At 38.7% G+C, this 16129-nt stretch carries 8 protein-coding genes, 2 tRNA genes and 1 pseudogene; 5 read left to right on the top strand and 6 right to left on the bottom strand.

From position 1 onward, the window contains the following. Positions 1 to 554: 554 nt before the first annotated feature. Positions 555 to 3059, bottom strand: a pseudogene (gene ptsP / locus NPX98_RS06080) (phosphoenolpyruvate--protein phosphotransferase). Positions 3060 to 4569: 1510 nt separating this feature from the next. Between ptsP and NPX98_RS06075 the strand changes: the two are divergent. After that, positions 4570 to 4914, top strand: a complete 345-nt coding sequence (locus tag NPX98_RS06075; RefSeq protein ID WP_269023262.1) for a hypothetical protein — start codon at positions 4570 to 4572, stop codon at positions 4912 to 4914. 210 nt (positions 4915 to 5124) lie between these two features. Here the strand turns inward: NPX98_RS06075 and rpmA are convergent, their stop codons facing one another. Continuing rightward, positions 5125 to 5394 carry a 50S ribosomal protein L27 gene (gene rpmA / locus NPX98_RS06070; protein ID WP_269023261.1) on the bottom strand — a complete coding sequence of 90 codons (270 nt, stop codon included), beginning with the start codon at positions 5392 to 5394 and terminating at the stop codon, positions 5125 to 5127. A gap of 50 nt (positions 5395 to 5444) precedes the next feature. Then, a complete protein-coding gene (gene rplU, locus NPX98_RS06065; protein WP_269023260.1) occupies positions 5445 to 5861 on the bottom strand; it encodes a 50S ribosomal protein L21 in 417 nt (138 codons plus the stop codon). A 278-nt stretch (positions 5862 to 6139) separates the two neighbouring features. Between rplU and NPX98_RS06060 the strand changes: the two genes are divergently transcribed. Next, a tRNA-Ser gene (locus tag NPX98_RS06060) sits at positions 6140 to 6229 on the top strand. A gap of 33 nt (positions 6230 to 6262) precedes the next feature. On the opposite strand, the gene pgi is transcribed toward NPX98_RS06060, so the two are convergent. The 3 genes from pgi to NPX98_RS06045 form a co-directional block, all read right to left on the bottom strand. Further along, positions 6263 to 7912 (bottom strand): glucose-6-phosphate isomerase, encoded by a 1650-nt coding sequence (gene pgi, locus NPX98_RS06055; protein ID WP_269023259.1) that lies wholly within the window; start codon positions 7910 to 7912, stop codon positions 6263 to 6265. A gap of 219 nt (positions 7913 to 8131) precedes the next feature. Further along, positions 8132 to 11266, bottom strand: coding sequence for an efflux RND transporter permease subunit (locus NPX98_RS06050; RefSeq protein WP_269023258.1), 3135 nt, complete (start codon positions 11264 to 11266; stop codon positions 8132 to 8134). Then, the gene (locus tag NPX98_RS06045; RefSeq protein ID WP_269023257.1) at positions 11266 to 12399 is read right to left on the bottom strand and encodes an efflux RND transporter periplasmic adaptor subunit; all 1134 of its coding nucleotides are present in this window, start codon (positions 12397 to 12399) and stop codon (positions 11266 to 11268) included. Before NPX98_RS06045 ends, NPX98_RS06050 begins: the two co-directional genes overlap by 1 nt. Before the next feature lie 366 nt (positions 12400 to 12765). On the opposite strand from NPX98_RS06045, the gene NPX98_RS06040 reads away from it, so the two are divergent. The 3 genes from NPX98_RS06040 (at position 12766) to rpsU (ending at position 15267) form a co-directional block, all read left to right on the top strand. Continuing rightward, a tRNA-Arg gene (locus tag NPX98_RS06040) sits at positions 12766 to 12842 on the top strand. Between the two features lie 314 nt (positions 12843 to 13156). Next, entirely contained in the window at positions 13157 to 14830 is a 1674-nt protein-coding gene (locus tag NPX98_RS06035) for a formate--tetrahydrofolate ligase (protein WP_269023256.1), read from the top strand. Positions 14831 to 15033: 203 nt separating this feature from the next. Beyond that, on the top strand, positions 15034 to 15267 hold the full coding sequence (gene rpsU / locus NPX98_RS06030; protein ID WP_269023255.1) for a 30S ribosomal protein S21: 234 nt from the start codon (positions 15034 to 15036) through the stop codon (positions 15265 to 15267). Positions 15268 to 16129: the final 862 nt, after the last annotated feature.

The following is a 16129-nucleotide window of genomic DNA, read 5'->3' as shown; positions in this document are numbered from 1 at the left end:
CAAAAAACAACCTTTTGTCATGAACAGCATTAAAAATAAACAAGTCATATAAAATTCAGAATAATTGCGAGCAAAATTGTTCCCATAATAAGGGCTAAGGTTTCCATAATAAAAGCTGAACAAACAACAAAAATAGTTTCTCTTGTCATACTAGCAATAAAAGCAATAAATGTTCTCTCACAACAGAAAATATTTATCCCCTACAGTGCTCTATTTCCCCTCATTCAACGCTAGAAATCACTACATTTTAACCAACGCAGCTTTTTCCCCTTGTAGATCATGCTCCGTAAAAGAAATTAATAGGCCACAAAAATCTATTCAAAAGTAGCAGAATAATCATATATCACGACTGAAATCAGAAAAGGTAGCATATCCACCAATCTTACTTTCAATATTAAGGCATTGAGCATACACGAAAATGCGGTGCGCACATATAATTGTGCACCTGTATCATCATGTACAATAATGCACGTACATAATAACCTAAACCACAACATAATTTTTAGGAATTATTATTTATAAATGAACTATCATAATTCCTCTTTTGAAATGCGTTATCTTACATCACCTCTAAGGGCATGTACCGCTCGTGCTGTCTCACACTGCAATGCTTTTTCTGCTAACATTTTCATATCTGCAAAACGATGAGCACGCAAACATGCTTTTACCGACGGAATATCACATGCTGTCATAGAAAGATCACGAACCCCTAATCCCGTCAAAATCATCGCAGCAAACGGATCACCAGCAATGCCACCACACACACCAACCCAGCGTTTATGTTTTGCTGCTCCCCTAATAGTCTTATGGATCATACGCAAAACTGCCGGATCAAGGCTATCAGCGTCAGAAACAAGATGAAGATCTTGCCGATCAACAGCCATTGTATACTGAACTAAGTCATTGGTTCCAATAGAAAAAAAATCAACATGAGCGCTTAAAGTATCTGCCATAACAGCTGCCGCCGGAACTTCAATCATAATACCAAGTTGCAATTTTGGCGCACCAACGTCATTGCGAACTTCTTCTGCAATCTTTTTCATAGCAAAAATTTCTGAAACAGATCGAACCATCGGAAACATAATCCATGGATTTCCACCTTCTTTTGCTGCCCGATACAGAGCACGCAACTGGGGAATCAAAAGGTCGCGCCGACGCAATAAAAGTCGTGTTCCTCGAACACCTAAAAAAGAATTATCCTCTTTAGATAAATGAAGATGTGCAATTTTCTTATCGCTACCAAAATCAAATAAACGAATAATCAATGGCTTATCGCCTACAGCTGAAATCATCGCACGGTATATATCAAATTGTATATTTTCACTTGGAATTTGTGGACTATCCAAAAACACAAATTCCGTACGCATGAGTCCAACACCTTCAGCACCTAAATCAACCGCAAGAGAAACCTGATTTGCATAATTGACATTAGCCATAATATGAATCGTTTGACCGTCGATTGTTTGTAATGGCAATCCACGTAAACGAACCTCACCGTCACGCTTTCGTGCAAAAATTCTGATCTGTTTTTTAGCATTTTCAATATCTAAAGAAGGAGGATTAAGATAAATAGAACCATTATAACCATCAATAATAGCCTGAATGTCGCTCTCAAGTTCTAAAATATCGACGCCAGCTGCAACAACCATAGGAATACCAAGTGTACGCGCTAAAATAGCTGCATGAGACATCGGCGTTCCCAATGCTGTAACCAATCCCAGAACTTTTGTACTGTCAAGCTGCGTTATATCAGAGGGTGATAAATCGTCTGTGAAAAGAACAATATCATGAGGAAGGTCATCAAAAACAAACGCTCTATAAGATGGATTAATTTCACCTAAAACACGACGTCCTATATCAATTAAATCAGCAGAACGCGCTGCGAATAGAGGATTATCCATCTGAGAAAACATCTCGGCAAACTGTTGGACAGCTCTATTCCAAGACCAAGCAACGCCATGACCTTCCGCCATAAAACGATAAACTTGATCAATCAAAGTTTCATCCTCAAGAAAAACCATTTGCGCAGAAAAAATCGCCGCAGAATCAGCTCCCATACGAATCGTTATATCATCAATGATTGATACCATTGTATGCTTTGTTTTTGTTAGAGCATTTGCAAGACATGCAGCACCTGTCGAAAAACTGACAGGCTGATCTATTATGGAAAGATTATCCCGTTTTAAAACAAAAATTCTGCCTATCGCTAATCCCGGACTTGCTCGAACACCAAAAATGCCTCTTTTCCCTGAATACCGATACCAACCACGGAGAGCTTTGGTTTGCAATTTCATGTCTTACACCACATGTTTTTCACTTATGCTGACTCCTTTAACAACAGCAATTGCATCATTAAGCAATTGTGTTCCTTCGACAGCATCAGTCGAAAAAACTAAAACATCACCCTTCATTGCAGCCAATTGCAATAAACCAAAAAAATTATTCATATCAGCAGTACACTGTCCACGACGCACTCTAATAGGTCTCCGGACTCTTTTTGCAAAATCAACCCAAATCGAAGCAGGACGTGCATGGAGACCACTTGGATAATCTAAAATCCATTCTCGACATACAGAAAGATCACCCGTGAACGTTCTTTCTCTCTTTACACACCGGCCTAATAAAGCTTTGATAATCTTCTGTTTATCCGTCGTTGTTAGCAGAACTTCAAGCCGCTCTTTATCCAACAAAAGATGCGTAAGTTTTTTGAAAATATCTATATGATGACCTGAACGAACAACAATCGCAATAACCAAACGGGCTTTGCTTCCAGCCTGCCATTCAACGCCAGCAGGAATCTGCACAACAGCAATAGCATCTTTTATCACTAAATTATGACTGTCAACTATCCTATGAAGGATTGCAATACCATTCCCAAACCAAGTATTGGTTACCACTCCGCTCTTAAACATGCTTGCTAAATAATATTTATCAACTGCCCCCACCTGCACAAGTAACTCAGCCGCAGCATAAATCGCATCATTTTTATGATTAAAAGCAGCCGAAAGCTGTACAGAATTCATAGACACGATTTCTCTCTCGCAAAAATCCGCATTCATTGCTTTTTCCTCTTCGCATCTAACAAGGATAAGATGCTTTTCATAAATTTTTCAAAACCCCATTGATAAAATGTTAGAAAAAATAATCAGGCAGTGCGCTTTTGTTTCACAAAATACGATCAATCAGAACACTTAATATATCCCAACGCGTCTCTAAAGTAATTGGAATCCGCTACAGTATCAATTGAGCACAACAATCATCGATAAAGCATCCCTTCTATCCTTTATCTTATTTAAACAAATGCCCTTATCCTTGCGCATCTAATCACCCGCAAAGCCGTCACCACCTATCATCAAACGTATGAGAACTACGATTACCCGCCTTCTAAAAACCTACCTCCCCCTTTTGAAATCATCTCAACTATAACTTTATATGATTCAACGCGCCTTTAAGCGAAAAATAAGCCTTTTCGCAAACCTCTAAATAACACAAATAAGAGATCTGATTTCCCATTCACACCACTTAACCGCGCGTGCTAATCTTTCAGAAATACATCATCCCCGTAAGTGGTATAATATTCTCACTTTACGCACAGATAGACTTCTTGCAACTATCACTGCACCACTTTCTGCCTCTCTCAATGTTGAGACAAAATCCGTAGACAACGCCACCTTATGGATTAAATTTAATAATCACAAAAACATCCTCCCCAAAAGCGCTCAATTCATCATATGGCGGATTAAAACAAAACGCGATGACATCTCACAAAAATACCATCTTCACCAAAAATTATTTGCTATAAACCGTAATCACTCCCAATACATGACACCATAACACCTCATTCAACCGTAACTTCAGTGATATTTCTGCCTATGTCCCCATAATGAGCAATCTATTTTTGCTCCTTTCTGATTGTATAATAACAACTGCCACACCTACCCCGCTTTCTTAAGACTTCTAATCATCACCCCAATGTGCCAAAAAACTTAAATGCAACCTCAAAACTGCACCCAACTCCCCCGAATAAACAACACTCTCGGCTTACATTCCCAACAAAATATGTAAACCAAAACACAACTCTTAACAGTTGAAATTACGCAAAGGTTCCCCGAGAAAAACCGATTCCCAATTGTAGCAAACAAGATAAATAAGGCTACAAAATGAAAAAATACAATTATCCCCAATTAATTTATATTTTTATGTCTAAAACCCATCATGTTTTAGCTCAATAGAATGCTCAGGAAGTCCGTTAATGGGAAAAATCAGAAAAATACAACGATAACACTTTAACAATGTCGATATTTTTTTCATTAAGCATTCTCAACAATATGTTCTAATAAACATATTCTGCCGTACGAATGTGTTTTACTGTATAATTAATACAGCGCATTAATTCAATAAATCGCAAGCAAAAACACTATAAATTTATGCTTAAGCCATATAAAATGCAAAAATTTGGATCAATTTATTTGAATAATAGCTCAATATGAATTAACTTGATAAAAAAATATAGTTATTCCAGTAATAAAAATCAGTATATTTCAACGCTTTTATTTAGAGGGGAAAATAATGAATAAAAACCAAGAATATACAAAAAGAATATTTACTAAATTAAAACTCACAAAAGAAGGCACAGCTAAATTCAACGATATATTTGAATACGGCATATATCCAGTTCATATCGATGAAGCAACGCCAAAAGTGCACGCATTGGAGCATGGTGGTGTAGATATAAACGAAGATAAGAATGGAACAATAAGAGAAGAATTAAAGCAGTTTGTAAAAAACGCTATAAAGAATTATAATGCAAAATACGTTCATTTTATCCCCGTCAGCGCCATGGCAAGACTTGTTGAAGAAAACAAAATGCAGGAGAACACCATGTATATTATAAACCATCATAGCCAAGCGTAAATATGAACGCAGAAAATGTACCGAAAGTGACTTCTGTTTGAGATGAATTAATACAGGATCAAAGAGGAGTCAGAAAAATGCTCAAAAATGAAGCATAAAAAGCCATTTGATGAAAAAAAGGAAGACGGTATCCCATTCTTCCTTTTCAAAGATTAGAAAACTTTAAAACCAAGATCAAAAAGACCTCAGATTATCTAAACAAGACGCAACTTATTTCGCTGTTTCTGCCATAGGAATAACTGAAACATAAGAGCGATTACGCGCTTTCTTACGAAAAGAAACAGTGCCATTTGATAGCGCAAACAGAGTATGATCTTTTCCAATGCCAACATTGTCACCCGGATGCCAACATGTGCCACGCTGACGAACAATAATATTTCCAGCAATAACAGCTTCACCACCAAATTTCTTAACACCAAGACGTTTCGATTCTGAATCGCGGCCATTACGCGAGGAACCACCAGCTTTTTTATGTGCCATAGATGCTCTCCTTTAATCATTTTTATTCTTTAATTCACAGCCTCTATCTTCTATGACGTGGCCTTTTCTTCAGCAGTTTTTGTAGCGGCTTTTTTAGAAGAAGGCTTAACATCCTTCACTTTCGTTGATGCAGCCGCTTTTTTTGGCTTTGCACCACCAGTTAAAATTTCTAAAATACGAAGCGTTGTAACTTCTTGACGATGACCACGTGTGCGTTTTGAATTTTGACGACGGCGCTTCTTAAATGCGATAACCTTACGCGCACGCCCTTGCTCTACAATTTCAGCTGTAACCAAAGCATCAGTGATAACAGGAGAACCCACGGTCGTATTTTCTTCTTCACCAACCATCAAGATGTCATTGAATTCAACAATATCGCCGGCACTGCCAATAATCTTCTCAACTTTTACCAGTTGGTTCGCAACAACGCGATATTGCTTACCACCTGTTTTAATGACTGCGAACATTTTTTATCCTTCCATTCGATCCAGCTCTTAATTTAATCCATGCTTCACCAACACAGGAAAATAGGCTGCTTTTTATCAGTCGTAACGGGTTTTAAAAGTATAATGTTATCCAAACACAAACAAAAATATGCAGATTTCTCCGCACTCTTCCTAAGCATATATGACGAAATTTCTGTTCTCTGTCAACAAAGGTCAACAAAAAAGCAAAAAGGGGTTGTACTAAAAGCAATAGAAGGTTATCAAGCCGCAATATACTCAAAAAATTATTTTTTAATAATGGAGAGATGGCTGAGTGGTTGAAAGCACCGCACTCGAAATGCGGCATAGAGGCAACTCTATCGGGGGTTCAAATCCCTCTCTCTCCGCCAATCTATCAAGAAGATAAGCTTATCCAAATATTTTTATTGCAAACGCCTCTTTTGAATATGCGCTAATAATCCTAAAGTTGAGCTATCAGAGTTATCGTCTTTATCTTCTCCACGAATAACTGATAACAATTCATTCGCTAATTCTTTACCCAGTTCAACGCCCCATTGATCAAATGAATTAATATTCATCAAAACACCTTCAACAAAAATACGATGCTCATAAAGAGCAATAAGACGCCCCAGCGCGAAAGGGGTTAATAAATCCTGAATCAGCATAATGCTTGGTCGGTTGCCTTTAAAACTTTTATGTATCGCCAAATGATCTGTTTCGCGATCATCAATGCCATTTTTTACCATGGTACGCCGAACATCTTCAACACTGCGTCCATTCATCAAAGCCTTTGACTGTGCCAAACAATTCGCCACCAGCATATCATGCATATGATGTAAATTTGGCTCATGTCCTTTTACAAATAAAATAAACTCTACAGGAATAACATCTGTCCCTTGATGCAAAAACTGAAAAAACGCGTGCTGTCCATTTGTTCCAGAATCGCCCCAAACAACCGGACAACTTGAAAATGTCATTGGCTTGCCATCCAAAGAAACCTGCTTGCCATTTGATTCCATATCAAGCTGCTGCAAATAAGCTGGAAAACGCACAAGACGTTGTGCATAAGGAACAACAGCACGCGAAGAGTAACCACAAACAACACGATGCCAGAACCCTAAAAGAGCAAACCGAATAGGAATATTTTGATGCAACGGGGCATTCCTAAAATGGTGATCCATCTGTTGAGACCCCTTGAGAAACTGGCGGAAATTTTGACCACCTATTGCCAGCATAACCACAAGACCAACTGCTGACCAAATTGAATAACGACCGCCTATCCAATCCCAAAGTCTAAAAATTCTCGAAGGTTCTATCCCAAATTCAATCACTTGATCGACAGCTTGTGAAACCGCGATAAAATGCGTACGAACAGCCTCTTCTCCTAAATGCATGCTAATCCACCGGTGTGCAACGTGAGCATTCGCTATTGTTTCAGCGGTAGTAAAAGTTTTAGAAACAATGATAAACAACGTTGTTGCCGGATTCAAATCAGCAAGAATATCGGTAATATGCGCACTGTCCACATTAGAAACAAAGTGGCAATGCGGGCCATCATGATAAGGCTTTAAAGCGCTTGTAACCATTGCAGGACCAAGATCAGAACCACCAATCCCAATATTCACAATATCGCTTATCTTCTCACCACTTTTTCCTCTATAGCAACCATTGCGAACCATATCAGAGAATTCTTCCATATGAGAAAGAACAGCATGAATATCTTGAACAATATCACGCCCATCCAACATGAAAACTTCATCAGCAGATAACCGTAACGCACTATGAAGAACCGAGCGATTTTCAGTCGTATTAATGATCTGACCAGAAAACATCGCTTCACACCGACCCAACACATCTGCTGCAATAGCGAGATCATCTAAGAGTTGTAGCGTATTCAACGTCACGCCACATTTCGAAAAATCAAAAAGGAAATCATCAAGCCTCAGAGAAAAACGGGAAAAACGCTGTTCATCTTCCGCAAAATGTCGACGAATATCACAAACACTATCTTTTGCTACATGCCTTTTTAAGGCTTGCAAAGTTGCCTCAAAAGCTTTTTCATTGCGAACCATAAACGATCCCCCATAGTCCTTGACTATAGAAATCTAGACAGCAAGGACAACACAAACAGAAAGCGCTTCTTTTATTGCAACCAATTTTACGGCACATAAAGAGCACAAAACAGTGTTAGAATAGGGAGACGAAATATTAAAAAGGATATCTTCTATATGAGCACAGCATTTTTCCAATAGACATTCAAAAAAATGCTCGCTCTCCCTATTCCAGAACAATCATTGAGCTTGGCTCAATTCTCTTGCAAGTCTTGTGGTTTTTTCTGATTTTGATGTAACAAAACGTCCCAAGAAGAGATAAACAACCGGTGTTACATAAAGGGTACACATGGTCGCCAATCCCAAACCACCAACAATAACCCAGCCTAAAGCTATACGTGCTTCTGCTCCAGCACCCGTTGCTAAAACCAAAGGAATTCCTCCTAAAATAGCACAGACCATTGTCATGCACACCGGACGAAGACGAATATTCGCAGCTTCTTCTATAGCTTCACGGACGCTTTTACCTTGATCCCGTAATTGATCTGCAAATTCAACAATCAAAATACCATTTTTAGCCATAACACCGATTAATAAAATTAAACCAATTTGACTATAAATATTCAGACTAACACCACTCAAAAGCATAGCAACCACCGCGCAACCAAGCCCCAATGGTACAGTAGCAATGATAATGAAGCCCGAAACAAAACTTTCAAATTGCGCTGCCAAAACCAATAAAATAATCAAGAAGGCCATCCCAAACACGATCATAAATTGAGAAAATGTTTCATCAAGTGTCGCCGCTTCTCCCAAAGGAATAAGATAATTTCCCTCCGATAATAAAGGAGAAGCAATTTTTTGCACCGTCTGATAAGCACTTCCTAAAGCAACACCTGGAGCAAGATTTGCACTTAAAACAACAGCCTTCATACGTTCTTCTCGTTTTAACTGAGGTGCAATAGCTTGTTCATGCAACTCAGCAATCGCCGATAAAGGGATATATTTCTCATTTCTACTTTTTAGAAAAATATTTTCCAAATCAGCAGGACTTTCTATAGGGGTATTACGCGATGTCAATTTAACATCATAGGAATGATCACCCATATAAACAGAGCCGATTTTTTTCCCATCTAACATTGTTTGCAATGTATTGCCCAAATTAGTGATATCAATCCCTAAATCAGACGCTCTTTCTCGATTAATTTCAATAAAAAATTGCGGTTGTGTTGCGTCAACAGTAAGTCGTGGACGAATAAAATGAGCATCCGCACGCAAAGCATGAACAAGCTTATCAGCTGTAGATTGTAATTGTGCGTAATCAGCTCCAAGAATTGCAAATTGCAATCCCTGGCCTGTTCCCCGTACTCCTAAAGAATTACCTTGTACAACAAATGCTAATACTGCCGGAAACTGCCTAAGCTGCGTATTAATATCTTTTACAATTTCTTGTTGACTGCGTGCGCGTTTATCCCAAGATGACAACAACACGATAAGAAAAGCAGTATTAGAAGAACCACCTATCCCCGCAATAGAATAAGTATTAACAATCTCACCAGAATCACGCAGTGGTTGTAAACTTGCTTCAATTTTTTCCACCTGTTCATTCAGATATTGTGTTGAAATACCCTGCGGCCCTGTAACAACCAACGCAACAGCTGCCCTATCTTCTTCTGGCGTTAATTCTTGTTGGAGTTTCGCATAACCACCAATACAAAAGCAGAAAAAAACAAGCGAAACGAATACAATAGTCCAAGGACGTTCCAAACATTTATGCAAAGTACGCGTATAATGCCGGCTACAAAAATCTCCTAATTTATCCAAAAAAACAAAACGATGCGTATTTCCCTTTCTTTCTTCATCTTGTTCTTGAAGGGAACGAGAAGCAAGCATAGGACAAAGAGTTAATGCAACAACGGAAGAAAGCAAAATAGAAATGGCTAAAACGAAACCAAATTCTCTAAAAAGCACCCCAACTTGCCCAGGAAGAAACGAAATAGGCACAAAGACAGCGATCAAAGTCAATGTTGTTGCTACAACAGCAAAGAATACTTCCCGTGTTCCTAATACTGCTGCCGCATGAGGACCAAAGCCCATATTGCGCCATCGAACAATATTTTCAAGAACAACAATAGCGTCATCGACAACAAGCCCGGTTGCTAAAACAAGCCCTAAAAATGTGAGAATATTCAATGAAAAACCTGCAAGATAAATCGCAGCAATTGTTCCTATCAAAGTGACAGGAATGGACAACGCAGGAATAAGCGTCACACGAATATCTCTGAGAAAAAGAAAAATAACCAAAATCACGCTGAGAATAGCTATGACTAATGCAATCTCAACCTCATGAAGAGCGCTCTTAATAAAAATAGCATCATCATTAATAACACTTACCTGCACAGAAGGAGGAAGAATATTTTTGATACGATCAAGAGTTACCCGAACGCCTTTAGAAATATCGAGAGTATTGGATTGCGCCTTACGCACAATCCCCAACCCTATCCCCATCTTCCCATTAACACGAAGAATAACTGTTTCTATATCAGGCGATAAAGCAACATGCGCAACATCTCCAAGACGAACATGGGGTTTTAAAACGACCTGTTCAAATGCTTCCGGTGTTGTCAAACGAGCAGTAGCACGTACAACTAAGACCTGTTCAGAATTGCGTAATGATCCTACAGGTGCATCCGCACTCATATCAGATAAAACACGCGAAACGTCTGCCACAGTTAATCCATAGCTAGCAAGCTTTGTTTGATCGACATCGATCTGAAAAATTTGCGTATGAGCACTATCAACCTGCACATCGCCAACACCATCAACAGCAGAAAGCGCATCAACAATGTGATCATTGACAACCGTTGTCAAATCATCAAGGCCCATTGTTGGTGAAGTGACAACCAAATACATCATCGCAGCCGCATTCGCATCTGCTTTAACAACAAGAGGTGTTTCTGCATCTCTTGGAAGAGAATAAGCAACACGAGAAACAGCATCGCGAATATCAGATGCAGCAACATTTAAATCAACACCAACATGAAAATTAACCGACACACGGGAACGACCAAAAGAAGATGTAGAAGAAACTGTTTTAACTCCCGCAACATGAGAAACAGCATCTTCTATAACTTTGGTAATCTCACGATCAATTATTTCCGCCGATGCACCGGAGAAAGTCGTCGAAATAGTCACGACAGGAACATCAACATCTGGCAATTCGCGCGTATCAATGCCCATCCATGCTGCAATTCCTGCAATCACGATCAAGGCATTCAGAACAAAGGTAAAAACCGGTCGACGAATAAATAATGCTATGGCACCGCCCTGCTCCGACTTGGCCATAAATTGCTTTTTCTCAAGCTCTTGACTCATTATACACCTTGCTCCTTAACAGCTGATAATTGCTGCTGATTGATGTCATCAACAATAACAACGCTACTGCCTGGATAGAGCATTTGCACTCCTTGAATGACGATTTGATCACCATTTTCTAAAGGAGCTCTCACAAATACATGATCTGATTTGCGTTGAAGAATCGAGACTGGAACATACTCAACTTTGCCTTCTCTCACACGCCATACAAGTGATCCCCTGCTACTCCATTGCACGGCAAGAGGATCAACGACAGGGAAAGAACCACCATGAAATTGAAAAGCAACTGAAAAAGACATACCTGACATGAGTGTATAATCTTCATTCGGTATTTCAACTTGAACGTGAAGTGTCCGACTTGCTGCATCAACTGTATTATCAAGCGCATAAACATGACCCACAAAAGTCTTATCGGGCTGTGCTATTACAGTTACCGTAACTTCATCTCCTTTATGGATGCGTGATACATATCGTTCTGGCACCCATAGATCAATCAAAATGCGTTCTCTATTCTCAATACGTCCTATCACAGTATTGAGATTAACAGAATTTCCTTCATCAATAGGTAAAATACCAACAACTCCACTAATTGGAGCACGAATCGTTCGCCGTGCAAGCGCTAAATCAGCATCACGCACAATCAAATCCGCATTATCCAATTCTAAACGTGCAGAAATTTCCTGAACCTTTGTTGCCGTATTGGTCGCGCGTAATTTAAGAATACGCGAAAGCGTTAAATCACTATTGTGGCGTTGTACCTTTGCTCTTGCAGCGGCGATTTCTTCTTGTTTAGAATCAAGCTGTGCAATAACATCACCGACTTGTACTTTTTCTCCCGCTGACACAAACAGTTTATCAATAATACCTGCTGACCAAGGGGTTAACTCCACTGCTGCAATAGCTCGTCCGCTACCAATAGCGTTAAACTGTTCATAAAAATCTTGAATTTTAACACGATCAATAACAACATTTACCGGCGGCCTTCCCGTCGGCGCCTTTGAAGTTTCATGCGATGCATTCGGCTCATTGACGGCAGAAACAGTTTTTTCTGAGCTGTATTTTAAACTAAAATAAGCAACTACACCAATAACAACCAAAAATACTAATGGAATTTTTTTTTTCAACAGCCCCATACATCTACCCTCATTGCACATCAAGTGCAAACTTGTCTTAAATAGCTTGCAATAGAAATTGCCGAGTTCCAAAATGCAGATAGTGAATCTTCAACCCCCGCGGCAAAAACATATCTCATGCGTCTCGCTATATCTCGTAGTTCAAATCGTCAAGTTAATTATTATTCATATTGCATCCTCACCGTTTGCATCCTCACCGTTAACATAATTAAAGGAAACACAAACTATACGATCGTTTTTTCGTAACAAGAGTGACACCATCAACAAACAATTTTTTTATTTCCTACTAACTTTTACTTGCAATTCATAAGCGAAACGATTAGGAACCCCATTGTCTTGTATAATATATAAAGACTGAAATAATGCGCACCCGTAGCTCAGCTGGATAGAGCACCAGACTACGAATCTGGGGGTCAGGAGTTCGAATCTCTTCGGGTGCGCCATATATTCTTTTTTTTTAAGTTTGAGCGCATATTCTTAAATGGAATTTCAACGTTTTGAATGCTTGCGCAGAATTTTAGACTCTTTTGAGCTCTACGATTTTTTAACATACAGTCTTGAGCCTTTTGTGCATCATCTGTCTGTTCCCATACAAATATCTATGATAACCAATTCTTTATTATTCTGCCTGTAAACTCCCCCTTGCGGTGTATTGAATCAGTCTTTAGTGATATACTCTATCGTTTTTTATCGCTTATATCCCCATAGGATACAACAGCACAAATGCAAACCATCACAAAACTTAAAGAATTTCCCTATGCTTAAAACAGATATTGAAATTGCACGCTCTGCTCATAAACGCCCCATCACCGAAATTGCGCAAAAAATTGGTATTCCCCATGAAGATCTTATTCCTTATGGACATGACAAAGCAAAAATTTCCTCTGCATGCATAAAATCGCTCAATAAAAATCCAAAAGGTAAACTCATCCTTGTCACTGCAATCAATCCAACACCAGCAGGAGAAGGAAAAACAACAACAACCGTTGGACTCAATGACGCACTTAATCTTATCGGTAAAAAAGCAATAGCAACCTTGAGAGAACCATCTTTAGGCCCCTGTTTTGGCATAAAAGGAGGTGCTGCTGGTGGTGGTTATGCGCAAGTTGTGCCGATGGATGACCTTAACTTACATTTCACGGGTGATTTTCATGCAATTACAGCCGCGCATAATCTCCTTGCAGCAATGATCGATAATCACATCTACTGGGGAAACACTCTAAATATTGATCCACGCCGCATTGTTTGGAAACGTGTCCTTGACATGAATGATCGTGCATTGCGTGATATCGTTATTTCATTGGGTGGAATAACCAATGGTTTTCCCCGTCAAACAGGCTTTGATATTACCGTTGCATCAGAAATTATGGCCATTTTCTGTCTCGCCGAAAACTTAGACAATCTAACACAAAGACTCAAAAAGATTATTATCGCCTATCGTTACGATAAAACACCTGTTACTGTAGCTGATCTCAAAGCAGAAGGTGCAATGACAGCCCTTCTCAAAGATGCAATACAGCCCAATCTCGTACAAACAATAGAAAACAATCCTGTTTTAGTTCATGGAGGACCTTTTGCTAATATCGCTCATGGCTGTAATTCAGTTATCGCAACCAAAACAGCTTTAAAACTCGCAGACTATGTTGTTACTGAAGCAGGATTTGGAGCTGATCTTGGGGCTGAAAAATTTTTCAATATTAAATGTCAACAAGCCGGCATTACACCAGATGCCACAGTCATTGTCGCAACAATTCGCGCTTTGAAAATGAATGGTGGCGTTGCCAAAAATAATTTAACAACGGAAAATATCCCAGCTTTACAAAAAGGCGCAGCGAATCTGTTGCGACATATCAACAATATGAAACACTATGGTATTCCCTGCGTCGTTGCTATTAATCATTTTGACAGTGATAGCGATGCTGAAATAAGCACATTACAGAAAATCGTTGAAACAACCGGATACAAAGCTATTCTTTGCAAACATTGGCAACAAGGTGGAAAAGGCGCTGTAGAACTCGCACAAAAACTGGTTGCCTTACTTGAAGAAAAAAAAGCTAATTTCAAAGTCCTGTACCCAAAAGATCTTCCACTTATTCAAAAAATCCAATGCATTGTAACAAATATCTATGGTGGACGGGAAGCCATCATCCCATTTCATATTACAAAACAGCTTGAGGCCTGGGAACAAGAAGGTTATGGCACATATCCCATTTGTATGGCAAAAACACCCTATTCTTTTTCTTCCGATCCAGCACTATACGGTGCGCCTGTTGATTTTGAGATTCCTGTACGAGAAGTTCGTCTTTCAGCGGGAGCAGGCTTTATCGTTGTCATTTGCGGAGACATCATGACGATGCCTGGATTACCACACCACCCTATCGCTGAAAAAATTTATCTTGATCCAAACCATGAAATTAAAGGCCTTTCATAAACATACCTGTAGAGGCTTAATCATCAATCATAAAACACTATTCATGTAAAAAGAATAGAGTTTTTAAAAAGCAATATAGACAAACACTTTGTTTCTGTGGTATGTGCGATCATAATATATATCCTTTTAATTTTAGTTTAGAAGGAATCGGGTTTTTTACCTATTTATTTTATGTATGACATTGAAACAAAGCAGGATAAATCGTGCAAGTACTCGTTCGTGATAACAATGTTGATCAAGCGCTGCGCGCGTTGAAAAAAAAGATGCAGCGTGAAGGCATTTTCCGTGAAATGAAAATGCGTGGATATTATGAAAAACCATCAGAAAAACGGGCTCGTGAAAAGGCTGAAGCTATTCGTCGTACACGTAAACTTGCTCGTAAGCGCGCACAGAGAGAAGGTCTTATCAGTGCTAGCCGGTCTGTTTCTGTGCGGTAAGTGGCTTTTATACGATAAGGTCTTTTTGTGGCAAAATTCCCCTATTGGGCATGCAGATAGATATCGTAAAATAGCGTATCGTAAAGAAATGTAGACCATAGAATAGGTTTTCTTTTGAATACGTAACTTATTCAAAGAGTGAGAATTTGAATAGCGGTTAAAGTTGCCTTGTTGAGACTCTAAATTGTCTAAGAGATATTTGCTTATTATTGAAAATTCCTTTTAGGAAGTCCTTAAGCATTATACGTTGTCAAGAAATAAAGATTGTTGGAAAAATTGCAAAAGATCGCTCTAAATAATTGTTTGTAGAGGGTGTGATTGTTGAAGTGTCCAGTGATTTTCCGTTTTTTTGCAGTGTATGATTTTCTCTTTGCTCCAATTCAATGACGGCTTTTCAATTTGGCGGAGATTTGCCAATTTGATAATGTCCTTTGCTCATAGTTAAACAGTTGATATATAAAATACAGCTTTGGCCAAAAGTATTGTTGTTATAAACCATTATAACAACAAATATTTCCTCCTCTATTTCTGAATATGCGATCAAAAACCCTACTCGAAATCTGAATACACAGCTAGAATTCTATTTAGAAGATAGATGCTATAATCAGAAATAAACAACGCTTGTTTTTGAAATAATAAGGTCATCTATATTTCATCTATTTCAATAAGAAATCTTTCATATCATCATTATTTAAAGTCTTGAATATCAAGCGTTATCACGCTTTTCACGCCAATTTTCTGCTAGGAATTACAAAGAGCCAATTTGTGAAATAAGAACATTATAACGCTTTTATTACCTCTTTGCGCAACAAAAATAACGCAAAGGATTTTGCTATATTGATGCGGAAACTTACCGTGTCTT

It is taken from the genome of Bartonella sp. A05, from assembly GCF_026930145.1.
Taxonomy (GTDB): Bacteria; Pseudomonadota; Alphaproteobacteria; order Rhizobiales; family Rhizobiaceae; genus Bartonella.
Note: the sequence above shows the minus strand (reverse complement) of the source record. Positions and strands in the feature narration are given on the sequence as shown.

Bases quoted from the DNA above. Each gene is read 5' to 3' on its own strand.
- NPX98_RS06075 (WP_269023262.1), top strand. From the start codon at position 4,570: ATGAATAAAAACCAAGAATATACAAAAAGAATATTTACTAAATTAAAA.
- rpmA (WP_269023261.1), bottom strand. From the start codon at position 5,394: ATGGCACATAAAAAAGCTGGTGGTTCCTCGCGTAATGGCCGCGATTCA.
- rplU (WP_269023260.1), bottom strand. From the start codon at position 5,861: ATGTTCGCAGTCATTAAAACAGGTGGTAAGCAATATCGCGTTGTTGCG.
- pgi (WP_269023259.1), bottom strand. From the start codon at position 7,912: ATGGTTCGCAATGAAAAAGCTTTTGAGGCAACTTTGCAAGCCTTAAAA.
- NPX98_RS06050 (WP_269023258.1), bottom strand. From the start codon at position 11,266: ATGAGTCAAGAGCTTGAGAAAAAGCAATTTATGGCCAAGTCGGAGCAG.
- NPX98_RS06045 (WP_269023257.1), bottom strand. From the start codon at position 12,399: ATGGGGCTGTTGAAAAAAAAAATTCCATTAGTATTTTTGGTTGTTATT.
- NPX98_RS06035 (WP_269023256.1), top strand. From the start codon at position 13,157: ATGCTTAAAACAGATATTGAAATTGCACGCTCTGCTCATAAACGCCCC.